The organism is Nonomuraea sp. H19, assembly GCF_052068215.1.
GTDB lineage: Bacteria > Actinomycetota > Actinomycetes > Streptosporangiales > Streptosporangiaceae > Nonomuraea.
In genome coordinates this window covers 618,006-638,964 of record NZ_JBQHCV010000002.1, presented here as the reverse complement: position 1 = coordinate 638,964, position 20,959 = coordinate 618,006, and the positions used below count along the sequence as shown (strand labels likewise).

The 20,959-nt window shown below is 70.2% G+C and carries 23 protein-coding genes; 14 read left to right on the top strand and 9 right to left on the bottom strand.

Translation table 11 applies throughout. The annotated features are described in order from the left end of the window. Window positions 1-89 precede the first annotated feature (89 nt). Together ACTMTI_RS06765 and ACTMTI_RS06760 are read right to left on the bottom strand one after the other, a co-directional pair. A complete protein-coding gene (locus ACTMTI_RS06765; protein WP_441118833.1) occupies window positions 90-416 on the bottom strand; it encodes a hypothetical protein in 327 nt (108 codons plus the stop codon). Between the two features lie 68 nt (window positions 417-484). Continuing rightward, a complete protein-coding gene (locus ACTMTI_RS06760) occupies window positions 485-1,822 on the bottom strand; it encodes an MFS transporter (protein ID WP_441118832.1) in 1,338 nt (445 codons plus the stop codon). 169 nt (window positions 1,823-1,991) lie between these two features. On the opposite strand from ACTMTI_RS06760, the gene ACTMTI_RS06755 reads away from it, so the two are divergent. From ACTMTI_RS06755 to ACTMTI_RS06745, 3 genes are all read left to right on the top strand, one after another. Continuing rightward, entirely contained in the window at window positions 1,992-2,669 is a 678-nt protein-coding gene (locus ACTMTI_RS06755) for a GntR family transcriptional regulator (protein WP_441118830.1), read from the top strand. Between the two features lie 46 nt (window positions 2,670-2,715). Beyond that, entirely contained in the window at window positions 2,716-3,597 is an 882-nt protein-coding gene (locus tag ACTMTI_RS06750) for a dihydrodipicolinate synthase family protein (RefSeq protein ID WP_441118829.1), read from the top strand. A gap of 65 nt (window positions 3,598-3,662) precedes the next feature. Then, window positions 3,663-4,649, top strand: coding sequence for an exo-alpha-sialidase (locus ACTMTI_RS06745; protein WP_441118828.1), 987 nt, complete (start codon window positions 3,663-3,665; stop codon window positions 4,647-4,649). An 80-nt stretch (window positions 4,650-4,729) separates the two neighbouring features. Here the strand turns inward: ACTMTI_RS06745 and ACTMTI_RS06740 are convergent, their stop codons facing one another. Both ACTMTI_RS06740 and ACTMTI_RS06735 read right to left on the bottom strand, forming a co-directional pair. After that, on the bottom strand, window positions 4,730-5,170 hold the full coding sequence (locus ACTMTI_RS06740; protein WP_441118827.1) for a GNAT family N-acetyltransferase: 441 nt from the start codon (window positions 5,168-5,170) through the stop codon (window positions 4,730-4,732). A gap of 53 nt (window positions 5,171-5,223) precedes the next feature. Next, the gene (locus ACTMTI_RS06735) at window positions 5,224-6,336 is read right to left on the bottom strand and encodes an ROK family protein (protein ID WP_441118825.1); all 1,113 of its coding nucleotides are present in this window, start codon (window positions 6,334-6,336) and stop codon (window positions 5,224-5,226) included. An 89-nt stretch (window positions 6,337-6,425) separates the two neighbouring features. On the opposite strand from ACTMTI_RS06735, the gene xylA reads away from it, so the two are divergent. The 7 genes from xylA to ACTMTI_RS06700 all read left to right on the top strand — a co-directional run bounded on the left by xylA (window position 6,426) and on the right by ACTMTI_RS06700 (window position 13,458). Continuing rightward, the gene (gene xylA, locus ACTMTI_RS06730) at window positions 6,426-7,577 is read left to right on the top strand and encodes a xylose isomerase (protein ID WP_441118823.1); all 1,152 of its coding nucleotides are present in this window, start codon (window positions 6,426-6,428) and stop codon (window positions 7,575-7,577) included. Then, window positions 7,574-8,317: a sugar phosphate isomerase/epimerase family protein gene (locus tag ACTMTI_RS06725; RefSeq protein WP_441118822.1), complete on the top strand. Its 744-nt coding sequence runs from the start codon at window positions 7,574-7,576 to the stop codon at window positions 8,315-8,317. Before xylA ends, ACTMTI_RS06725 begins: the two co-directional genes overlap by 4 nt. Further along, on the top strand, window positions 8,314-9,414 hold the full coding sequence (locus tag ACTMTI_RS06720) for a Gfo/Idh/MocA family protein (protein WP_441118821.1): 1,101 nt from the start codon (window positions 8,314-8,316) through the stop codon (window positions 9,412-9,414). The genes ACTMTI_RS06725 and ACTMTI_RS06720 overlap by 4 nt, the downstream gene beginning before the upstream one ends. 125 nt (window positions 9,415-9,539) lie before the next feature. Next, a complete protein-coding gene (gene lysS / locus ACTMTI_RS06715; protein WP_441118820.1) occupies window positions 9,540-11,141 on the top strand; it encodes a lysine--tRNA ligase in 1,602 nt (533 codons plus the stop codon). Next, on the top strand, window positions 11,138-11,677 hold the full coding sequence (locus tag ACTMTI_RS06710) for an AAA family ATPase (RefSeq protein WP_441118819.1): 540 nt from the start codon (window positions 11,138-11,140) through the stop codon (window positions 11,675-11,677). The genes lysS and ACTMTI_RS06710 overlap by 4 nt, the downstream gene beginning before the upstream one ends. Before the next feature lie 60 nt (window positions 11,678-11,737). Further along, window positions 11,738-12,466, top strand: coding sequence for a glycosyltransferase family 2 protein (locus ACTMTI_RS06705; RefSeq protein WP_441118818.1), 729 nt, complete (start codon window positions 11,738-11,740; stop codon window positions 12,464-12,466). Between the two features lie 20 nt (window positions 12,467-12,486). After that, window positions 12,487-13,458, top strand: coding sequence for a ketopantoate reductase family protein (locus ACTMTI_RS06700; RefSeq protein WP_441118816.1), 972 nt, complete (start codon window positions 12,487-12,489; stop codon window positions 13,456-13,458). Here ACTMTI_RS06700 and ACTMTI_RS06695 read toward each other — a convergent pair. Further along, on the bottom strand, window positions 13,424-13,951 hold the full coding sequence (locus ACTMTI_RS06695) for a DUF6886 family protein (protein ID WP_441118815.1): 528 nt from the start codon (window positions 13,949-13,951) through the stop codon (window positions 13,424-13,426). The two genes, ACTMTI_RS06700 and ACTMTI_RS06695, sit on opposite strands and share 35 nt — an antisense overlap. 73 nt (window positions 13,952-14,024) lie before the next feature. On the opposite strand from ACTMTI_RS06695, the gene ACTMTI_RS06690 reads away from it, so the two are divergent. Next, window positions 14,025-14,375, top strand: coding sequence for a hypothetical protein (locus ACTMTI_RS06690; protein ID WP_441118814.1), 351 nt, complete (start codon window positions 14,025-14,027; stop codon window positions 14,373-14,375). On the opposite strand, the gene ACTMTI_RS06685 is transcribed toward ACTMTI_RS06690, so the two are convergent. Then, window positions 14,368-14,790: a hypothetical protein gene (locus ACTMTI_RS06685; RefSeq protein ID WP_441118812.1), complete on the bottom strand. Its 423-nt coding sequence runs from the start codon at window positions 14,788-14,790 to the stop codon at window positions 14,368-14,370. The genes ACTMTI_RS06690 and ACTMTI_RS06685 overlap by 8 nt on opposite strands. A gap of 62 nt (window positions 14,791-14,852) precedes the next feature. On the opposite strand from ACTMTI_RS06685, the gene ACTMTI_RS06680 reads away from it, so the two are divergent. After that, window positions 14,853-16,754 (top strand): sensor histidine kinase, encoded by a 1,902-nt coding sequence (locus tag ACTMTI_RS06680; RefSeq protein ID WP_441118811.1) that lies wholly within the window; start codon window positions 14,853-14,855, stop codon window positions 16,752-16,754. Here the strand turns inward: ACTMTI_RS06680 and ACTMTI_RS06675 are convergent. From ACTMTI_RS06675 to ACTMTI_RS06665, 3 genes are read right to left on the bottom strand one after another with little or no spacing between them, the layout of a single operon-like run. Further along, the gene (locus ACTMTI_RS06675; protein WP_441118810.1) at window positions 16,713-17,201 is read right to left on the bottom strand and encodes an NUDIX domain-containing protein; all 489 of its coding nucleotides are present in this window, start codon (window positions 17,199-17,201) and stop codon (window positions 16,713-16,715) included. The two genes, ACTMTI_RS06680 and ACTMTI_RS06675, sit on opposite strands and share 42 nt — an antisense overlap. 52 nt (window positions 17,202-17,253) lie before the next feature. Continuing rightward, window positions 17,254-17,994, bottom strand: coding sequence for an MBL fold metallo-hydrolase (locus ACTMTI_RS06670; protein WP_441118808.1), 741 nt, complete (start codon window positions 17,992-17,994; stop codon window positions 17,254-17,256). Between the two features lie 10 nt (window positions 17,995-18,004). After that, window positions 18,005-18,148 carry a hypothetical protein gene (locus ACTMTI_RS06665; RefSeq protein ID WP_441118807.1) on the bottom strand — a complete coding sequence of 48 codons (144 nt, stop codon included), beginning with the start codon at window positions 18,146-18,148 and terminating at the stop codon, window positions 18,005-18,007. A 392-nt stretch (window positions 18,149-18,540) separates the two neighbouring features. Here ACTMTI_RS06665 and rho point away from each other — a divergent pair, with 392 nt between their 5' ends. Then, window positions 18,541-19,644 (top strand): transcription termination factor Rho, encoded by a 1,104-nt coding sequence (gene rho / locus ACTMTI_RS06660; RefSeq protein ID WP_441118805.1) that lies wholly within the window; start codon window positions 18,541-18,543, stop codon window positions 19,642-19,644. 175 nt (window positions 19,645-19,819) lie between these two features. Continuing rightward, window positions 19,820-20,863: a putative RNA methyltransferase gene (locus tag ACTMTI_RS06655; protein WP_441118803.1), complete on the top strand. Its 1,044-nt coding sequence runs from the start codon at window positions 19,820-19,822 to the stop codon at window positions 20,861-20,863. The last annotated feature ends 96 nt before the right edge of the window (window positions 20,864-20,959 follow it).

Here is a 20,959-nt window from a genome sequence, read left to right as displayed (position 1 = left end):
TCCGATCCTCCCAGTTCAAGGGCACTTTTCTTATGTGAACGATCAGGCTGGCTCAAATTCGCCGTGAAAGCCGCAGGCTAATGCGAGCCTCACGTCAGCGTCCGAGCCCGGCGTCGCGGGCCGGGACGATGGCCTCGGCGCGGTCGGCTCTCGCCCCGGTAGGCCACCGGTAGCGACACCGAGGGCCCGCGGGGCGTCCCGTGCTCCACTACGGAGCGGTCTCCGTTCGGTCGCTCGATCTCCATCCGTACGTAGTCCAGCCGGAACGCTTCGGCCAGGATCGTCGCGACCGCGAGCAGTTGTTCATCCGAGTCGGTCGCCGGCTCCAGTCGTTCGGCCGGCGTGGAGACCGCGGCGTAGGGATCGTGCCTGGTCGCTGCGCTGGTGGCCGCTGATCGCGAAAGCCGAACACGCACCCGGTGAGCCGCGGTCCCGGAGAGCTGGACGCCCTCGGGACCGCGGCTCAGCGGTGGTCCGGCGGCACTTAGCGGACGGTCGTGCCGGTGGCGTTCAGGTCGCGGCGGAAGGGCTCCGGCGCCTTGTACACGGCGAACATCGTGATCAGCGCGCCGACCATGACGTACCCGGCCACCAGCGGCCATCGGGCACCGTCCGACCCGGCCAGCGCCGTGGCGATGAACGGGGTCAGGCCGCCGGCGAAGATCGAGGCGATCTCGCGACCGGCCGCCGCGCCCGTGTAGCGGCGCTCGGCCGGGAACAGCTCGGCGAAGAACGCCGGCTGGATGGCGTTGATGGCGTTGTGCCCGAGGTTGAGCACCAGCACGTACCCGAGCACGATCAGCGCCATCGACCCGCTGTGCAGCATCGCGAAGAACGGGAATGCCATCACGAACACCACGACCGCGCCGAAGAAGTAGATCGGCCGCCGCCCCACCCGGTCGGAGATCGCCGCGAACACGCCATGGCTGACGAAGGAGAGCACGGCGGCGATGAGGATCGCGTTGTTCAGCTGGCCCTTCTCCAGACCGAGGGTGCTGGTGCCGTACGACAGCGCGAACACCGTGAGCAGGAAGTACGGCGTCGATTCGGCGAACCGCAGCCCGATGATCAGCAGCAGGTTCCGCCAGTCGTCGACGAAGATCGTACGGATGGGGCCGTGCTTCGGGGCGGCCTTCTCCGCGGCGGCCGGAGCGTCGGCGACGGCCTTGGTGAAGACCGGGGTCTCGTGCAGGCTGCGCCGCATCCAGAACGTCACGACCAGGACGACGGCCGACAGCAGGAACGGGATCCGCCAGCCCCAGCTCAGCAACTGCTCGTCGGAGAGCGTGTAGACGTAGGCGAAGACCCCCGTGATGAGGATCTGCGCGGAGAACCCGCCGGTGTTGGGCCAGGCACTGAAGAAACCGCGGCGGTTCGGGGGCGCCGACTCGAGCACGATGATCATCGAGCCGCCCCACTCGCCGCCGACCGCGAATCCCTGCAGCAACCGCAGGGCCACCAGCAGGACGGGGGCCCAGATGCCGATGGTCGCGTATCCCGGCAGGAGCCCGATGAGGATGGTGCTGACCCCCATCACGACGAGCGTGACCATCAACGTGGACTTGCGGCCGTGCCGGTCGCCCCGGCTGCCGAAGAAGAGCCCGCCCAGCGGTCTGGCGAGGAAGCCGACGGCGAACGTGCCGAAGGCGGAGAGCGTGGCGACGAAGCCGCTGGCGTCGGGGAAGAAGACCTTGGGGAAGACGACGGCGGCGGCGGTCCCGTAGACGAGGAAGTCGTAATACTCCAGCGTGTTGCCGAGGAAGCTGGAGGCCGTGACCTTCCAGGTGTAGCGGAGGTCTGTCTTCGGAAGGGTCGCGACCATGGCGCCTCCCTTTCTGCTGGGGGTTCGGCCGAAGTGTCCGCAGAGATTTCAGTTGTCGCACACTATGACTCGGAAAACGGTTAACCGTCAACGGTCATCGGTTAGCGTTGACCGTCTGCAGTGCTGCGGAGTAGGCTCCGTACGAGCGGAGAACACGAGAGGAGGGCTGGTGACGATCACCAATCCGTTGCGCCATCCACCGCTCGGGGATCAGCTGCTGGCCCAGCTCCGCTCGCTCATCGTGCGCGGCGAGCTGAATGTCGGGACACACCTGGTCGAGGGCAGGATCGCGGAGCGCTTCGGGGTGAGCCGCGGACCGGTCCGCGACGCGCTTCGCCAGCTGGAGATCGAAGGGCTGGTCGAGACGCGCAAGCGCGGCGTCTTCGTCCGAGGGCTGTCCGACGAGGATCTCGTGGAGCTCTATTCGCTGCGCGGTGCCCTGGAGAGCCTGGCCATCAAGGAGGCCATCACGCGGCTCGACGCCGCCGACTGGACCCCGGTCGACGCGGCGCTCGAGCAGATGCAGTCCGCGGCCGTGGCCGCCGACGCCGCCAAGTTCGCCGCCGCCGACCTCGACTTCCACAGCGGCTTCTACACGATCGGCGACAACCGCTGGCTCACCGCCACGTGGGCGCTGCACCGGCCGCTGTTCGCGACGGTGCTGGAGATCACCAACACCGACCGCGACCTGGTCCCCGTCGCCAAGGACCACGCCGACCTGAGCGACATCGTCCGCTCGGGCGACGTCGAGGCCGCGCTGGCCGCGCTCACCGAGCACCTCGACGGCTCCTGCAGCCGGATCCGCGCGACGCTGAGCGAGCGACCGCGCCCGCAGCCCGTTTTCTAACCCGGTCGCCATCCGCCTGTCACCATCGACGAACCGAGGCTTTGCCATGTCAGAAAACAGCCAGCGCCGCGCCGAGGTCCTCGCCGCCGTCCCCACGTTCTTCGACGAGGCGGGCGAGTTGGACCATGCCACGACCAAGGCGCACTTCACGGATCTCACCCGCCGCGTCGACGGTGTCTTCGTCTGCGGCACCACCGGCGAGTTCCCGGCTCTCGACCACGCGGAGCGGCACGCCGTGACCGAGGCGGCGCTGGCCGTGTTCGGGCCCGACCGGGTCGTGGTGCACGTGGGAGCCGCGGCCACGCGGGAGGCGGTGGCGCTGGCCCGCGACGCCGTCGCGCTGGGTGCGCGCAGGCTGGCCGCGCTGACCCCGTACTACCTGCCTGCCGACACCGGCGCGGTCCTGCGGCACTTCGCCGCGGTGGCGGCGGCGGCGGGGCCGGCCGCCGTCTACGGCTACCTGTTCAGCGAGCGCTCCGGCGTGGTCGTCGAGCCCGCGGATCTCGCCACGATCGCCGCCGAGACCGGGCTGGCCGGGGCCAAGCTGAGCGGGCTGGCGGCCGAGCGCTTCGGCGAATACCGCGCGGCGCTGCCGGCGCAGGCCCGGCTGTGGTCGGGCGCGGACACCAGGCTCGCCGAGGTCGTCCGGCACGGCGGGGCCGGGGTCGTCTCGGGACTGTCAGCGGCGTTCCCTGAGCCGTTCGCGATGCTCGCCGACGCCGTGGCCGGCGGGGACGCCGACGCCGAGCGTTCCGCGCAGGCGCGGGCCGACGAGGTGCTGGCCGCGCTGGGCGGCACCGTGGAAGGCATCAAGCTGGCGCTGCACCACCTGGGCCGCGGCACCGGCGCCCTGCGCATGCCCGCTCCCGAGATCGGCCCGGACACGCGGCACCACATCGCCCGGCTGGCAGCGCGCGCCTCCCGATGAAGCGGGAATTCGTCACGGTCGACGACCCACGCCGGAGGCAGTGCCACGCGTCCACGCTGGCCGTGGTGAACGGGGCTCCCGTCGTCGCGTGGTTCGCCGGGACGAGGGAGGGCACGCCCGACAACCGCATTCGCATCGCCCACGGCGGCCGGACCAGCACCCTGGACACCGGCAGGGACGTCGCGCACTGGAACCCCGTGCTGGCGCCGGGCCCTGACGGCGCACTGTGGCTGTTCTGCAAGGCAGGCGCGCGCATCTCCGAGTGGATCACGCTGGTGACCCGCTCGTACGACGGCGGCGCCACGTGGGAGCCGGTACGCGAGCTCGTCCCCGGAGATCGATCCGGAGGCCGCGGACCGGTCAAGAACCCGCCCCTGCTCGCGCCCGGCGGCCGGCGCTGGCTGGCACCCGGCTCGACAGAGCAGTGGGGTGAGCGGCCGCGCTGGGATCCGTTCGTCGACGTCTCCGACGACGGTGGCCTGACCTGGACCCGAGCCCCGATTCCGGTGGACCATGACGCGCTGACCGGCGCCGGGCACATCCAGCCCGCGCTGTGGTGGGGCGCGAGCGGCCCCGTCGCGCTGATGCGCAGCACCGAGGGCCGGGCGTACCGCTCGGTCTCCCTCGACGCCGGGCGCAGTTGGTCGCCTGCCGAGCCCACGAGCCTGCCCAACAACAACAGCGGCCTCGCGGCGGTCGCGCTGCCGTCGGGACGGGTGGCCTGCGTGCACAACCCGGCCGCCGAGTCGTGGGGCAGCCGCTGCCCGCTCGTGGTCTCGCTGTCGGACGACGACGGGCTGACCTGGCACGCGGGGCCGGTCGTGGACGACGGCGTCGTACCCGTCGATCCGGCCGTGCCGCGGCTCCTGGAGCCCGCCGCAGCGGGCTTCGCGCCGGGCGATGCCGGCGTCGTCACCAGCGGCGTCGCCGAGTACAGCTATCCCTCCGCCGTCGTCACCTCCGACCACGTCCTCATCACCTACACCTGGCAGCGCAGGGGGATCGTCCTCGCCCGGCTGCCCCTCCTGGAAAAGGCCATGCGCCGTCGCTGAAGTAGCGTCCGGACACGTGACCATTCCCCGCGTGCGCCCTCCCCTCGTCGCGGACGAGCGCATCCCGCTCGCCGGCTGGGCTACTGCTGAGCCAGGGCCTTTGCGTAGCAGCGGGTCAGCGGCGCGTCCACATACTTGCCGTACGGCTCGGTCAGCACGTACGCGCACCGCTCGTACAGCGCGATGGCCTCGGGCTGCCGCACGCCGGTCGCCAGTCGCAGCCGGCGATACCCCAGCCCGGCGGCCAGCTCCTCCAGCGCCGACAGCAGCGATTTGGCGATGCCCCGGCCACGATATTCGGGCAGCACGTACATGCGTTTGAGCTCTCCGGTGCCGGAGTCCACGGGCTGGACGGCGCCGCACCCGACGGCCCGGTCGTCCACCGACGCCACCAGATACCTGGCCCCGGCCCGCACCTGCGAGCGCCCCTCGGGCCCGTAGCGGGCCACCAGCTCCGCGAAGGCCGCGTCGAGCAGCGCGGTCAGGTCCCCGTCGGCAGCGGTCCGTTCCTCGATCAGCATGCCGACATGCTAGAACTCGCCCGGTTTCGCCAGGTGTGGACCACCCGTCGCCGCTAGAGGCCGAGCACCTGTGCCGGGTCGGCGATGATCCGCTGGATGATCAGCCCGGCCGCCCCCAGCACCGCCGCGTCCGCGCCGATCTCCGACACGACGAGGGCCGGCGGCGTGCCTCGCATCTGCCCCAGCCGGGACCCGAGCCCGTCCGCGACCGGCCCTTCCAGCCAGGGGAACAGCGGCGCGAAGATGCCGCCGAGCACGATCCGGCCCGGGTCCAGCAGGTGGACCGCCGAGGTGAGCGCCACGCCGAGGGCGTGCCCGGCCCGCTCGCACGCCTCCAGCGCCAGCCGGTCACCCGACTCCAGCCGCTCCACCAGCGCGGCGACTGAGGTCACCTCCCCCAGCAGGGCGTCCTGGCCCGCGTACACCTCCAAGCAGCCCCGGCCGCCGCACCGGCACCCGGGCCCGTCGGGCACGACGACGACGTGGCCCAGCTCGCCCGCCAGGCCGAAGGTGCCGCGGAACAGCGTGCCGTCCACGACCAGGCCGGCGCCGATGCCGATCTCGCCCGACACGTACAGGAAGTCCGCCGCCCGCGCGCCGAACCACAGCTCGGCGAGCGCCGCCAGGTTCGCCTCGTTGTCGATCGCGAACGGCAGGTCGATCAGGTCCGCCACCCGCACGTCCCGCCACCCGAGATGCGGCGCGCTGCGCAGCACCCCGCCCTCGACGGTCCCCGGCACGGCCAGGGCCGCGCCGATGATCCGCAGCCCGGCCGCCTCGGCCTCGGCCGTGGTCTCTTTCACGAGGTCGCGCAGCCGCTGCAGGATGTCGGCGGGATTCGAGTTGCGGTTGTCGGCCGGCTGGGTGCGGCGCAACCGTACGGTGCGGGTGAGGTCGACGACGCAGGCGGCCAGGTAGTCGATGTTGATCTCCAGCCCCAGCGTGGCCATCCGGTGCCCGCTCAGGCTCACCGCCACCCCGGGGCGACCCCGCTCACCGCCGCGCACGGCGCCGCTCTCGGTCACCACGCCCGCCTCCAGCAGGTCCGCGACCAGGCTGGACACGGTGGTCTTGGTGAGCCCGGTCATCTCAGCGAGCGCGGCCCGAGTGTGAGGTCCTGTTCGGTGGATGGCATCGAGTACTACGGCCAGGTTACGGGCTCGCATGGAATCATGCCGGACTCCCCTTGACGACACCCGGTCCACCTCCTCAGGATTATGTACAGATTATGGACTAATCACACGGAGAGCAGGAAATGACCGCATTCGCCCCGACCCCTGATGACCGCTTCACCTTCGGCCTGTGGACCGTGGGATGGCAGGCCCGCGACCCCTTCGGTGACGCCTCGAGGCCGGCGCTCGACCCGGTCGAGAGCGTGCACCGGCTTTCCGAGCTGGGCGCGTACGGCGTCACGTTCCACGACGACGACCTGCTGGCCGTCGAGCCCGACCGTGACAAGGCCATCGCCGCGTTCAGGAAGGCTCTGGACGAGACCGGCATGAAGGTGCCGATGGCCACCACGAACCTGTTCACCCACCCGGTGTTCAAGGACGGCGCGTTCACCAGCAACGACCGCGACGTCCGCCGGTACGCCCTGCGCAAGGTCATGCGCAACCTCGACCTCGCCGCCTCCCTGGGCGCGAAGACGTACGTGTGCTGGGGCGGCCGCGAGGGCGCCGAGTCGGACGCGGCCAAGGACGTCAAGGCCGCGCTGGACCGCTACAAGGAGGGCCTGGACCTCCTCTGCCAGTACGTCCTCGACAAGGGCTACGACATCCGCTTCGCCCTCGAGCCCAAGCCCAACGAGCCCCGCGGCGACATCCTCCTGCCCACGATCGGCCACGCGCTGGCGCTGATCAACGAGCTGGAGCACCCTGAGATGGTGGGCCTCAACCCGGAGGTCGGCCACGAGCAGATGGCCGGGCTCAACTTCGTGCACGGCATCGCCCAGGCGCTGTGGCACGGCAAGCTCTTCCACATCGACCTCAACGGCCAGCACGGCCCCAAGTACGACCAGGACCTGATCTTCGGCCACGGCGACCTCAAGAGCGCGTTCTTCCTGGTGGATCTGCTGGAGCACGCCGGCTACGACGGCCCTCGCCACTTCGACTACAAGCCGCTGCGCACCGAGGACCCCAAGGACGTGTGGGACTCGGCCGCCGCCAACATGCGCACGTACCTGATCCTCAAGGAGAAGGCCGCGAAGTTCCGCCAGGACCCCGAGGTGCAGGAGGCCCTGCGCGCCTCGCGCGTGGACGAGCTCGCCCAGCCCACCCTGGCCGCCGGTGAGACGTGGCAGGACCTCGCCAAGGACGACTTCGACCCCGAGGCCGCGGCCGTGCGCGGCTTCCACTTCACCCGCCTCAACCAGCTCGCGCTCGAGCACCTCCTGGGGGTACGTGGATGACGAAACCCATCAGCGTCCAGCTCTACACCGTCAGGGAGCCGTTGGCCGCCGATCGTGACACCACTATGCGGCGGATCGCGGAGATGGGCTACTGGGCCGTGGAGCCCTTCGACCCGACCGCCGATCCCAAGGGCTTCCGCCGGCTGCTCGACGACCTGGGGCTGAGCGTGTCAAGTACGCACGCGTACGCGCTGCTCAGCAAGGAGCCCGCGGAGGTCTTCGACGCGATCGCCACGGTCGGCGCCGATCTGGTGATCATCCCGGGCGGCATCGCGCACGAGGAGTTCACCACGCGCGACGGCCTCCAGCGCACCGCCGACCTGCTGAACGGCCTGGCCGAGCAGGCCGCCGGGCACGGAATGCGGATCGGCTACCACAACCACTGGTGGGAGATCGAACCGCAGGTCGAGGGCCGGCACGCCATCGAGGCGCTGGCCGACCTGCTCGCCCCCGAAGTGTTCCTGGAGATCGACACCTACTGGGCGGCCGTGGGCGGCGCCGACGTGCCCGCCCTGCTCGGCCGCCTCGCGCAGCGCACGCTGGCGCTGCACGTCAAGGACGGCCCGGGGGTCAAGGGAGAACCGCACACCGCGGTGGGCAGCGGCGTCATGCCGGTGCCCGAGATCCTCGCCGCCGCGCCCGACGCCTGGCGCATCGTCGAGCTCGACGAGTGCGCGACCGACATCTTCACCGCTCTCGCGGAAAGCCACGCCTACCTCACCTCCTTGGAGAGCTCTTGAGCAACGGCCCCGTCGGCGTCGCCCTGATCGGCGCCGGAAACATCAGTGGCCAATACCTCCGCAACCTGACCGCCTTCCCCGACGTGCGGGTGCTCGGCATCGCCGACATCGACACCGAGCGCGCCGCCGCCGTCGCGCAGGAGTACGGCGTGCCGGTGTCGGGGACCCTCGCCACGGTGCTCGCCGTGCCCGAGGTCGAGATCGTCGTCAACCTCACCATCCCGTCCGCGCACGGGGCCGTCGCGCTGGAGGCGCTGCGCGCCGGCAAGCACGTGTACGGCGAGAAGCCGCTGGCGCTGGACCTGGACGAGGGGGCCAAGGTCATGGCCGAGGCCGCCAACCTCGGCCTGCGCATCGGCTGCGCGCCCGACACCTTCCTCGGCGCCGGGCTCCAGTCCGCCCTGCACGCCCTGCGCTCGGGCCTCATCGGCACGCCGGTGGCCGTCACGGCGGCCTTTCAGACCCTGGGCCCGGAATCCTGGCATCCCAGCCCCGAGTTCTTCTACCAGCGCGGCGGCGGTCCCCTCTTCGACATGGGCCCTTACTACCTGACCGCGCTGGTGTCCCTGCTCGGCCCCGTCGCCCAGGTGGCGGCCGGCACGCGCAGGGCCCGCGAGCATCGGGTCGTCGGCTCGGGGCCGAAGGAGGGCAGCATCTTCCCCGTGGATGTGCAAACTCACGTCAACGCGCTGCTCGACTTCCCGGGCGCGGCGACGGCGGCGGCGACGTTCAGCTTCGACGCGCCGATCAGGCGCGCGATGATCGAGATCATCGGCACCGAGGGCGCGCTGTCGCTTCCCGACCCCAACACCTTCGTGGGACCCCTGTTGGCCCGCGGCCTGCATGACGCGGACTGGCGGGAGCTGCCGCTGTCCGGCACCACGGCGGGGCGCGGCATCGGCGTCCTCGACATGGCCAGGTCGATCCGCACCGGCACGCCGCACCGGGCTTCGGGCGACCTGGCGCTGCACGTGCTGGAGCTGATGACCACGATCATCGACTCGGGCGAACGCTCGGAGTTCCGCCCCATCACCACCACCGTGGCCGCCCCGGAGCCTCTGGCCCACGACTGGGATCCCTACTCCGGCACGCTGTGACCGACTCCGCCCGAGGGCCACGGGGCCTTCGGGCGGGGCACGACGTACCTCCGGGCGAGCCTCGACGCCTGCCGGGCCGACCCAAAGTGTTCGCCTGAATCGGGCCGAGCCGCAAGAATGGCGCGATGGCTGCACGTGGCGAGACCGACTGGGTGTCCAGGTTCGCGGATGAAGTGATCTCCGAGGCGGAGAGGCGCGCTCCGGGCAAAACCATCGTGTGCGCCTCCGGCCTGAGCCCGTCGGGCCCGATCCACCTCGGCAACCTGCGCGAGGTCATGACCCCCCACCTGGTCGCCGACGAGATCCGGCGGCGCGGGCGCGAATGCGTGCACCTGCTGTCCTGGGACGACTACGACCGCTTCCGCCGCGTGCCCGCGGGCATCGACCCGGCCTGGGCCGAGCACGTCGGCAAGCCGCTGACCTCGGTGCCGGCCCCTCCGGGCAGCACGCACGCCAACTGGGCCGAGCACTTCAAGGCCCCCATGATCGAGGCCCTGGCCGAGCTGGGGGTGCGCTACCACGGCATCAGCCAGACCGAGCAATACACCTCGGGCGCCTACCGCGAGCAGATCCTGCTGGCCGTGCGCGAGCGGGCCACGATCGACGCCGAGCTGTCGCGCCACCGGACGAAGCAGGTGGAGGACTACTTCCCGTACAAGCCTTACTGCGAGCTGTGCGAGCGCGACCTCACGACGGTGACCGCGTACGACGACGAGAGCACCGAGCTGGCCTACACCTGCGAGTGCGGCTTCGGCGAGACCGTGCGACTGGCCGAGCACGACCGCGGCAAGCTGGTGTGGAAGGTCGACTGGCCGATGCGGTGGGCGTACGAGGGCGTGATCTTCGAGCCGTCGGGCGTTGACCACCACTCCCCGGGCTCGGCGTGGACGGCGGGAGGCCGGATCGTGCGCGAGGTGTTCGGCGGCGAGCAGCCGATCGGCCCCATGTACGCGTTCGTCGGCATCGCCGGCATGGCCAAGATGAGCAGCTCCAAGGGTGACGTGCCGACCCCGGCCGACGCCCTGGAGATCATGGAGGCGCCGGTGCTGCGCTGGCTGTACGCCCGCCGCAAACCGGCCCAGTCCTTCAAGATCGCCTTCGACCAGGAGATCCAGCGGCTCTACGACGAGTGGGACGCCGTGGGCCGCAAAGTCGCCGCGGGCCAGGCGCAGCCCGCCGAGCTGGCCGCGTACGACCGCGCCGTACGCACGGCCGAGGGTCCGCTGCCCGCCACCGCGCATCCCATCCCGTACCGGACGCTGGCCTCCATCGTGGACATCACGACGGGACACGCCGAGCAGACCCTGCGCATCCTGCGCGACCTCGACGCGGTGGCCGGCCTCGACGAGGCCCGCCCGCGCCTGGACAAGGCGCAGCGCTGGGTCGACGGCCAGGTGCCCGCCGAGCAGCGCACCCGCGTACGGGAGTCGCCGGACGAGGAGCTGCTCGACTCGCTCGGCCCCGTCGAGCGGGAGTCGCTGCGGCTGCTTGCCGACGGCCTCGACGACTGGTCGCTCGACGGCCTCACCACGCTGGTGTACGGCGTGCCGAAGCGCCAGGCGGGACTGCCCGCCGACGCCGCGCCGACCCCGGAGCTGAAGGCGGCGCAACGGGCCTTCTTCGCCCTGCTCTACCGCCTGCTCATCGGCCGTGACACCGGACCCAGGCTCCCCACGCTGCTGCTGGCCGTGGGCGCCGACCGGGTGCGGAAACTGGTCGGCGCGTGAACGGCGCCGTGCTGATCAGCGGCATCTCGGCCGCGGGCAAGTCGACCGTGGCCCAGGCCCTGGCCGAGCGGCTGCCGCGGGCGGCTCACGTGCGCGGTGACATGTTCCGGCGCATGGTGGTCTCCGGCCGCGCCGACATGACGCCGGAGGAGAGCGACGAGGCGGTGCGCCAGCTCCACCTGCGCTATCGGATCGCGGCCACCGTGGCGGACCTGTACTTCGATGCCGGATTCACCCCGATCGTCCAGGACGTCATCCTCGGAGCGGACCTGGAGCGGTGCACGAAGCTGATTCGCGCCCGTCCCCTCCACGTGGTCGTGCTCGCCCCTGGCGTGGCCGCGGTGGAGCGCCGCGAGCGGGAGCGCGCCAAGACGGGCTACGGAGACTGGACCGTGGCCGACCTGGACGACGCGCTGCGCCGCGACACTCCCCGCCTCGGCCTGTGGCTGGACAGCTCGCGGCAGACGCCGGACGAGACCGTGGACGAGATCGTCTCCAGGGCCGCGGAGGCCAGAATCGAGAATGATCACATATAACAGCGATCTATGCAAGGCAGTGTCAAGTGGGCTGCATGTGCGGAGGAGGACCTTGTACTCATGAACAAGCAGCCTTCCGCCGCCAGCGTCAGTGTCATCGTTCCGGCGATGAACGAGGCCGAGAACCTTCCTCACGTCTTCGCCACGCTGCCCGACTGGATCGACGAGGTGATCCTGGTCGACGGCAACTCGACCGACGACACCATCGCCGTGGCACGAAGGCTGCGCCCCGACCTCCGGGTCGTCGTGCAGAGCCGGCGCGGCAAGGGCAACGCGCTCATCGAGGGCTTCCAGGCCGCCAGGGGCGACATCATCGTCATGATCGACGCCGACGGGTCCACCGACGGCCGGGAGATCGGCTCCTTCGTCGCCACGCTGCTCGACGGCGCCGATTTCGCCAAGGGCTCCCGGTACGCCCCCGGCGGCGGCTCCGACGACCTCAGCCCGTGGCGCTCGCTCGGCAACAAGGTCCTCACCAGACTGACCAACGTCCTCTACGGCACCCGCTACACCGACCTCTGCTACGGCTACAACGCCTTCTGGGCGCGCCACCTCGAGGCCATGGAACTCGATTGCGACGGTTTCGAAATCGAGACGCTGATGAACGTCCGCGCCGCCCAGGCCGGGCTCGTCATCCGCGAGGTCCCCAGCCACGAGCGCTCCCGGATCCACGGCACGAGCAACCTGCACGCCGTGCGTGACGGCTGGCGCGTGCTCAAGACGATCCTGCGGGAGCGGGCGCGCGGGACCGCCGTGACGACGCAGACCCAGGTCGCGCTGGCGAAATGAAGGAGTGACATCCTCTTTCAATGCGCTACATAGTGATCGGGGCAGGGGCAGTCGGAGGAACCATCGGCGCCCGCCTGTTTCAAGGCGGGCACGACGTCGTCCTCATCGCGAGAGGCGCGCACTACCGGGCGCTGAAAAGCGACGGCCTACGCCTCATCACCCCCGAGACCTCTGAGACCCTCGACATCCCCGCCGCCGACGGCCCCATCCCCACGCGCGACGACGACGTGCTCGTCCTGGCCACCAAGTCGCAGGACACGATCTCCGCGCTGGCTGACTGGCCGACCGGCCTGCCCGTGGTGTGCGCCCAGAACGGCGTCGCCAACGAGCGCATGGTCCTGCGGCGGTTCGAGCATGTTTACGGCATGTGCGTGTGGCTGCCGGCCCAGCATCTGGAGCCCGGTGTGGTGGCCGCACACGGGCACCCGTACTCCGGCATGCTGCAGGTCGGATGTTATCCACAGGGTGTGGACAACCTCGCCGGCCAAATCGCCACGGACCTCGGCAAGCACGGCCTCGTGGGCCGCGCCGTCCCCGACGTCATGCGATGGAAGCACGGCAAGCTGATCAGCAACCTGGCGAATGCCGTGGAGGCCCTCGTCGGCCGCGCGGACGGCATGGCCGCCGTCGTCGACCGGGCCAAGGCCGAGGCCATGACCGTGCTGAACACGGCGGGCATCGCCTACTCCACCGTCGACGACGAGCGCCAGGTGCGCGGCCACAAGGTCGACGTGCGCCCCATCGAGGGCATCGCCCGCGGCGGCGGGTCGTCGTGGCAGAGCCTGGCCAGGGGCAGCGGCTCCATCGAGGCCGACTACCTCAACGGCGAGATCGTCCTGCTCGGCCGCCTGCACGGCGTGCCCACCCCGATCAACGAGGTGCTCCAGAGCGAGGCCAACAGGCACGCCCGCGAGCAGCTGCCGCCCGCCTCGATGCCGCTGGAGCGGCTCACCGCGCTCATCGACGCGCGTTGCGCAGCCGGATCCCGCTGAACTCCAGCGTGCTCGCCGTCACCTCTTTCCAGAACGACCACAGGTTGGCCAGCACGCGTAGCTGGATCCCCGCCTCCTCGTACAGCTCCAGCAGGTCGCCGACCGGCTCCGGAGGGCCGAGCGGCTCGACGGGGACCTTGGAGATCAGGGCGTGCGGCGGGTCGCCGATGGGCTCGAAGTCGTCGGCGGGCAGCCGGTAGGCGTACAGCCGCACGTCCATGATCGCCTTGAGCCAGCAGTATTCGACGGCGTGCACCCGATCGCCGCCGCCCGCGCCGATGATCCGGGCCGCGTCCTCTTCGGTGGTGTGCGGCCCCGTCCATGCCATCGCTCGCGGGCAGGCGCGCGGGAACCAGTAGTCGGGGCAGCGGTCGTGGCCCACCGCCCACACGTACGGCTCGGTCAGCGAGGTCGTCACCGCGACGTGCGGCACGAACCGCTCGATGGTGGGGTCCTCAGAGAAGTGGAGCACCTGGCCTGGCTCGGGTCTCATGAACGTCATCATTGCGCATACACCACCGGCGAAAGGGCAGGAGAAACGCCTCTGACGACAAGGGGTGAGTTGGATGATCTTCCTTGGTCTGATCCTGGTCCTGCTCGCCGGCGGTGCCATCGCCCTGGTCGCCACCGAGGAGAGCAGCAGGTACATCCTCTTCGGATACACCTTCGAGCTCAACCACCTGGAGATGTTCCTGGCGGGGGCGGCCACCACGGCCGTGCTGCTGCTGGGCCTCTGGCTGCTGGGCTCGGGCTCGCGTCGGACGGCCAGGCAGCACCGCAGGATGCGCAGCGCCAGAGCCGAGGCCTCCAGCCGGGTGGCCCAGCTGGAGGACGAGAAGCGCGATCTGGAACGGCGGCTCGAACACGAGCACTCCGGCGACCGCCTCGTGGCCCGCGGCTCCGAGGAATCTAGATGACGCCTTGGCGCGAGGGCAGCAGCTTGCCCTCGCGCCAGAGCGCGTACCCCGTGATCACCGCTCCCAGCCCTTCCCAGAGCCCGACGCCGAAGAACTTCGCCGGCGCCGCCCCCGTCAGCACCAGCGTGCTGAAGACCGCGAACGTCACGAGCCGGAACGGCACGGTCCACCGAAAGAACGGCGTGTAGTTCGCAGACGCCGCGAACATGTAATAAACGCCCATGTTCACCGCCGCCATCGACGAGGCGGCCATATAGACGAGCGTGTAGTCACCGGCCGGGCGCACCTCCAGCACCTCGAAACCCAGCATGGCCAGGAGCGTTCCGGGCGAGATCAGCCCGAGCAGCCCGAGCGCGAAGGCGAGGAAACCGAAAACCGCGATGGTCCAGCCGGAGAAAGAACGCGGAAGACGCACAGAAATCCTTCCAAAAGGGGGTGTACTCTGCGAGGCGATCTCATCATGCACCCGGAGGTCGCATGCCCCCCAAGCGTGGCCGTCCCATCGCTGTGAAGCTCCTCATTCTGCTGCTCGTCCCACTGGTGTCCCTCGCGGGACTGTGGGCGTTCGCGGCAGGCCTGACCGGCGGCGACGGCGTCCGCCTGCTGGCGATCAACGATCTTGCCACCAATTTCGCCGTCCCGTCCGAGCAGATCAACATCAAGCTGCAGGACGAGCGGCTGACCTCGGTGGAGTTCCTGGTACGCGGCCGGCGCGCGGACGATCTCGCCAAACGGCGCGGCGAGACCGACCAGGCCGTGGCGAACTTCCGCCGCCTGGCCGGCAACGTACGCGACCTGTCGCCGGAGCTGATCGCGCAGCTCACCGCGTTCAACCGCAAGCTCGACCAGCTCGCCGACGTCCGGCGTGAGGTGGACGGCGCGAGCGTCGCGCCGGTTGACGTGATCGACCGCTACAGCGAGATCGTGGACGCGTCCTTCCGCATGTACGACGCCATGGTCCTGGTCCCCGACATGGCGCTCTACCAGCAGGCCAGGGCGGTGACCATGCTCGGCGAGGCCAAGGACGTGCTGTCGCGGGAGCGGGCGCTGATCGCCGCGGTGCTCGCCAAGGGCAGGGTCGAGCCCAGAGAGCGGGACGCGTTCACGGGGATGGTCGCCACCAGGCGGCTGCTCTACTCCCAGGCGCTCTCGCATCTGGACGGCGGCCTGCGGGGGCCGTACGCGAAGCTCGCGACCTCGCCCGTCTACCGGGAGTTCCTGGCCACCGAAGACGCCATCAAGGGGCAGGCGGCTGCCAACGGCCTGCCGGCCACGGCGGCCACCTGGCCCATCGACGGCCAGAACCTGTGGACGGCGGTCGAGCGCAATCAGGCCGCGGCCGTGAAGGCGATCACGGGCAGGGTCACGCCCGCCGCCATCGGCATGCTGGTCAAGGTCGGCGTGGCGGGCGGTCTGGGGCTGATCGCCGTCATCGCCTCGATCATGCTCTCGCTCCGCTTCCGCAGGCGCCTGGTGCGCGAGCTGGCCGGGCTCCGCGACGCCGCCACGGAGCTGGCCGAGGTGCGGTTGGCCGGGCTGGTCGAGCGACTGCGTACGAACACGGGCCGCCCCACGCCCGCCGAGATCGCGCCGATCGAGGTCAGGACGCACACCGCCGAGGTCGACGACATCGTCCACGCGTTCAACCAGGTGCAGTCCACGGCCGTCGAGGCCGCGGTGGACCAGGCCAGGCTGCGGCACGGCGTCAACCAGGTCTTCGTCAACCTGGCCAAGCGCAACCAGTCGCTGCTGCACCGGCAGCTGCTCCAGCTCGACAGCATGGAGCGGGCCACCGAGCAGCCCGAGATGCTGGCGGACCTGTTCAAGCTCGACCACCTCACCACCCGCATGCGCCGGCACGCCGAGAGCCTGATCATCCTGTCCGACCAGGCTCCGGGGCGCGGCTGGCGCAACCCGGTGCGGATGGTCGACGTGCTGCGCGCGGCCGTGGCGGAGATCGAGGAGTACGAGCGGGTGGAGGTGCTCCAGCCGCCGCCCGTCGCGCTGCTGGGCGCGGCGGTCACGGACGTGGCCCACCTGATGGCCGAGCTGATCGAGAACGCCACTCTCTTCTCACCGCCCCAGACCAAGGTGGACGTGCGCAGCACGATGACGCCGTACGGCCTGATGGTGGAGATCGAGGACCGCGGGCTCGGCCTGCCGCGGGTCGAGCTCGACGAGCTGAACGACCGGCTGACGAAGGTGCCGGAGTTCGATCTGGCGCAGAGCGACCGGCTCGGTCTGTTCGTCGTGAGCAGGCTCGCGGCCAGACACCGCATCAAGGTCACCCTGGCGCCCTCGCCGTACGGGGGCCTGACCTCGATGGTGGCCCTGCCCTCAACCCTCCTGGCTGATCAACCGGTTTTGAGCGGGCGGTAGATAGGTCAGCCGGCCGGAGTCGCGCGCGGCGGCCGTGGCGAGCAGCCGCTGGTAGGAATGGCTCGCCAGCCGCTGCTCCGCCTCCTCGACGGTGAAGAAGCCGTAGTCGTCCAGCTCCTCCGCCTGGAGCGTGATCGGCGTGTCGGAAGCGATCTCGCCACAGTCGAAGGTGAAGGTGACCAGCGAATAAGGGATGTTCGGCAGGCCGTCCGTCCAGGCCACGGTCAGCAGAGCGCCGACCTCGACCTCGACCTCGAGCCCGAGCTCCTCGGCGATCTCCCTGGCGCACGCCTGCGCGGGGTGCTCGCCCGCGTCGATCATGCCGCCGGGGAACGTCCAGTGGTCGCGGTAGTTGGGGTCGACCAGCAGGACCCGGCCGTGCTCATCGGTGATGTACGCCGCCGCCCCGGTGATCACCCGGTTGACCGTGTCCCAGAAATCGCTCATGCAGGCACTATGGCAGAACCTGGAGCGGCACAGCAGCTGACACAGGGGACGCTCAGAGCCGCAGGAACGGCTCGCTGAAATGGGCGGTGGCGAGAATCGCCCGCTCTGCCCTGAGCGCGCCGAGCACCTCGGCGCGGGTGCGCGCGGCCGCCTCCTGGTCGTCGTCGTAGAGGTAGCGCACGCCCGGGTCGTCGAGCTGGACGGGATGGAGCACGAGGTCGCCCGTCACGGCGACGTCGCCCACTCTGACGATCTGGTGGCCGGGGGTGTGCCCGGGCGCGAGGTGCACGTGGACTCCCGGCGCGACCTCGGCCTGGCCTTCGACGACGTGCAGCTGCCCCTTGATCGGAGTGACCAGCCGGTCGAGCGCCTGGCCCTGCGCGGCGTCCAGCTCGGCCTGCTGGAGCACGTAGCGCGCGTTCGCGAACGCCGGCCCGCCGTCCAGCACCACGCCGCTGGCGTGGTCGCTGTGCAGGTGCGTGAGGACGACGGTGTCGATCTCGGCGGGCGTCACGCCCACCGCGGCGAGCTCGCCGAACAGCGTGCCGGGAACCGGCGCCCAACTGGACGCCGGCGAGTCGGCGCCGCCGATGCCGGTGTCGACCAGGGTCAGGCGGCCTGCCGCCGCACGCAGCAGATAGCAGTGGAAGTGCAGGACCCAGGGCTCGTCCGGGAGCCCGGAACCGGGGAACATCTCGGCGAGCGGGCGGCGGATCGCCGCACCCATCGGGCCCACGGCGTCGCAGAGCGGTGTCACCTCGACGCCGGACACGGTTATCGGTTGATGCGGCATGCGCCTCAGACTACGCAGCGACGGGCTGGCGCGGAACGTACTCGTTCTCGAGGTCGGCGGCGTAGACGGCGCGGCAGCAGTGCGCGCACCTGTAGATGATCGGGCCCTCGTCGAGCTCGTGGTGGCACCGCGGGCAACGGTTGACGGTCTTCATGGTGCTCCCCCAAGGAGTTCTGTTGGTGCTATGGAACCCTCAACCAGTTGCAGGGGTCCTGCATGTCACTTGACACGATGACGCTGCTCAGCTGGGGGTTCAGTGCCCTCCGACACACGGGGCGCGGTAATTTTCCTCGCAGTACGGAGTCGAGAAGAACATTGTCACGCGCCTGGCCCGCACTTGCCGGGAAAGACACGGGAACGGCCCGGGAATAGCCCAACAGTGCTAGGCGTTTGATGGCGTAGATCGTGTGGTATGTTCCCACTAGCGTCGAGCTCGAGCTCCGCTGATCTTCATCATCGCCCCGCCCCTCTTCGACGGGCCGGGCTTCCTTTCACCACTCGCCACCCCTTGCATGGGGTCCGGCGCATTCCCCAAAGGGTTTCACCATGTCTCTGCACACCATTCCACAGCAGCGTGCGGACGTGCCCGTCCGACAGGTGAGCGGCCTCCTGGACGTACGCGACAAATCCGCGTTCATCCGGGCCGAACACCTGCCCGGACCGCACGACGTACGCCTGCCTCCCGACAAGATCCGGCAGTACGACCTGCGGCCCGGCGACCACGTCGTCGCGTCCTTCGCCGGCAACAAGCTCGTCGGCGTCGAATCCGTCAACGGCTCCGCCCAGTGGCGCGGCCGTCCCAGTTTCGCCGACCTGACACCCATCCACCCCACCGAGCGGCTCTCCATCGAGACCGAGTCGCTCAGCACCCGCGTCATCGACCTGTTCGCGCCCATCGGCAAGGGGCAGCGCGGCCTCATCGTCGCGCCGCCGAAGGCCGGCAAGACCATGGTCCTGCAGGCACTGGCCGCCGGGATCTCCCGCAACCACCCCGAGGTCCACCTCATGGTCCTGCTGGTGGGCGAGCGGCCCGAGGAGGTCACCGAGATGCGCGCCACGATCGACGGCGAGGTCTTCTCCTCGACCTTCGACCACCCCGACCGCGACCACGCCGCCGTCGCCGAGCTGGCCATCGAACGGGCCAAGCGGCTCGTCGAGGCCGGACGGGACGTGGTGCTGCTGCTGGACTCGCTGACGCGGCTGGGGCGGGCGTACAACAACCTGGCGCCCGGCGGCGGGCGCATACTCACCGGCGGCATCGACGCCGGCGCCCTCTACCCGCCCAAGCGCTTCTTCGGCGCCGCTCGCAACGTCGAGGGCGGCGGCTCGCTCACCATCCTCGCCACCGCGCTGGTGGACACGGGTTCCCGGATGGACAACAGCCTGTACGAGGAGTTCAAGGGGACGGGGAACATGGAGCTGCACCTCACCCGCGAGCTGGCCGAGCGGCGGCTGTTCCCCGCCGTGGACCTCGACGCGTCGGGGACGCGGCGGGAGGAGATCCTGCTGCACGTGGAGGAGCGGCAGGTGATCTGGCGGCTGCGGCGCATGCTCGGCGCGCTCGAGAAGCAGCAAGGGCTCGAAATGCTCGTCGGCAAGCTCCGCTCCACCTCCTCCAACGCCGCTTTCCTCCTCGAGACGAGCGCCTGACGCGTCGCGGCCTCGTCTTTCCACCATCGCGCCACCCTGCGACCCGACGTGAGCGCCGAAGCGGCACCACGACGGCATCGCGCACAGCCGGGTCGGTCACGCAGGGGGTCGGCCGCGTACCCGAGGGGCGCACGCAGGGCCGAGGGCGAGTCGGTCGTACACGAGAATGGGCCGCATGTTGGCCGACATCGTCGAATATCTGATCTGCCCGGTCTGCGGCGCCGACGTGCGGCTGGACGAGCACGCCCTGCGGTGCGCGAACGGGCACGCGTTCGACGTGGCCAAGCAGGGATACGTCAGCCTGCTCGTCGGCTCCAGGCCGCCGGGGACCGCCGACAGTGCGGCGATGGTGGCCGCGCGGGCCGATTTCCTGACCGCCGGGCATTATGCCCCGCTGGCTGACGCCGTGGCCGAGACTGTGCGGATACGTACGGCCGCACAGAACGTTTCGGGAAAACGTGAGTCCTCTACAGAAACGAATGACGGCGGCGAGCTCAAGGCGTACCGTGGGGCGGGAATGGAGGCCGGTTACGGTCTGGGACCAGCAGAAGGTCCTGTGCCTGACCGGAAGAAGGTCGAGGATCATCGCGTGGCGGGCAGGGCCGCGCCGGTGATCGTCGACGCCGGCGCGGGAACCGGGCATTATCTGGCGACCGCGCTCAATGCCGTGAGCGATGGCATCGGGATGGCTTTCGATGTGTCGAAACACGCTGTACGCCGGGCGGCGCGGGTGCACCCGAGGGCGGGCGCCTTCGTGGCCGACGTGTGGCGGCCGCTCCCCATCCGGAGTGGGGTGGCCGATGTGGTGATCGACGTGTTCGCGCCCAGGAACGGTCCCGAGTTCAGGAGGATCCTGCGGCCGGACGGCGCCGTGGTGGTCGTCACGCCCGCCGGGGCGCACCTGAGCCCGCTCGTGGAGGAGCTGGGGCTGCTCTCCGTCGATGAGGACAAGGAGCGCAGGGTCGCGCGCAGCATGGCGGGCTTCGCCGAGATCGATCGCCGCTCGATCGAGTTCGACATGGAGCTCGGCCACGTCGGCATCGCCCAGGCGGTCGGCATGGGCCCGAGCGCGTGGCACACCGACCCGACAGAGCTTGACAGGCGTATCGCCGCATATATCTCCCAGAATGTGGCAAAAGGACGGGAGAAAGTAGTAACGCGCGCAAGGTTCCACCTATCTATCTTCGAGCCCGCACCCCGATCAAGACCTGCGCCTTGACGGACGTCTGCGACTGGTGTTACTGATGGGGCATTTAGTCCGAAATTCCCCCACATTTCCCAAGCATTTACCCCATACAGGCGCAATACTGGACGG

Bases quoted from the DNA above. Each gene is read 5' to 3' on its own strand.
- ACTMTI_RS06760 (WP_441118832.1), bottom strand. From the start codon at position 1,822: ATGGTCGCGACCCTTCCGAAGACAGACCTCCGCTACACCTGGAAGGTC.
- ACTMTI_RS06750 (WP_441118829.1), top strand. From the start codon at position 2,716: ATGTCAGAAAACAGCCAGCGCCGCGCCGAGGTCCTCGCCGCCGTCCCC.
- ACTMTI_RS06740 (WP_441118827.1), bottom strand. From the start codon at position 5,170: ATGCTGATCGAGGAACGGACCGCTGCCGACGGGGACCTGACCGCGCTG.
- ACTMTI_RS06735 (WP_441118825.1), bottom strand. From the start codon at position 6,336: ATGCGAGCCCGTAACCTGGCCGTAGTACTCGATGCCATCCACCGAACA.
- xylA (WP_441118823.1), top strand. From the start codon at position 6,426: ATGACCGCATTCGCCCCGACCCCTGATGACCGCTTCACCTTCGGCCTG.
- ACTMTI_RS06725 (WP_441118822.1), top strand. From the start codon at position 7,574: ATGACGAAACCCATCAGCGTCCAGCTCTACACCGTCAGGGAGCCGTTG.
- lysS (WP_441118820.1), top strand. From the start codon at position 9,540: ATGGCTGCACGTGGCGAGACCGACTGGGTGTCCAGGTTCGCGGATGAA.
- ACTMTI_RS06705 (WP_441118818.1), top strand. From the start codon at position 11,738: ATGAACAAGCAGCCTTCCGCCGCCAGCGTCAGTGTCATCGTTCCGGCG.
- ACTMTI_RS06700 (WP_441118816.1), top strand. From the start codon at position 12,487: ATGCGCTACATAGTGATCGGGGCAGGGGCAGTCGGAGGAACCATCGGC.
- ACTMTI_RS06695 (WP_441118815.1), bottom strand. From the start codon at position 13,951: ATGAGACCCGAGCCAGGCCAGGTGCTCCACTTCTCTGAGGACCCCACC.
- ACTMTI_RS06690 (WP_441118814.1), top strand. From the start codon at position 14,025: ATGATCTTCCTTGGTCTGATCCTGGTCCTGCTCGCCGGCGGTGCCATC.
- ACTMTI_RS06680 (WP_441118811.1), top strand. From the start codon at position 14,853: ATGCCCCCCAAGCGTGGCCGTCCCATCGCTGTGAAGCTCCTCATTCTG.
- ACTMTI_RS06675 (WP_441118810.1), bottom strand. From the start codon at position 17,201: ATGAGCGATTTCTGGGACACGGTCAACCGGGTGATCACCGGGGCGGCG.
- ACTMTI_RS06670 (WP_441118808.1), bottom strand. From the start codon at position 17,994: ATGCCGCATCAACCGATAACCGTGTCCGGCGTCGAGGTGACACCGCTC.
- ACTMTI_RS06665 (WP_441118807.1), bottom strand. From the start codon at position 18,148: ATGAAGACCGTCAACCGTTGCCCGCGGTGCCACCACGAGCTCGACGAG.
- rho (WP_441118805.1), top strand. From the start codon at position 18,541: ATGTCTCTGCACACCATTCCACAGCAGCGTGCGGACGTGCCCGTCCGA.
- ACTMTI_RS06655 (WP_441118803.1), top strand. From the start codon at position 19,820: ATGTTGGCCGACATCGTCGAATATCTGATCTGCCCGGTCTGCGGCGCC.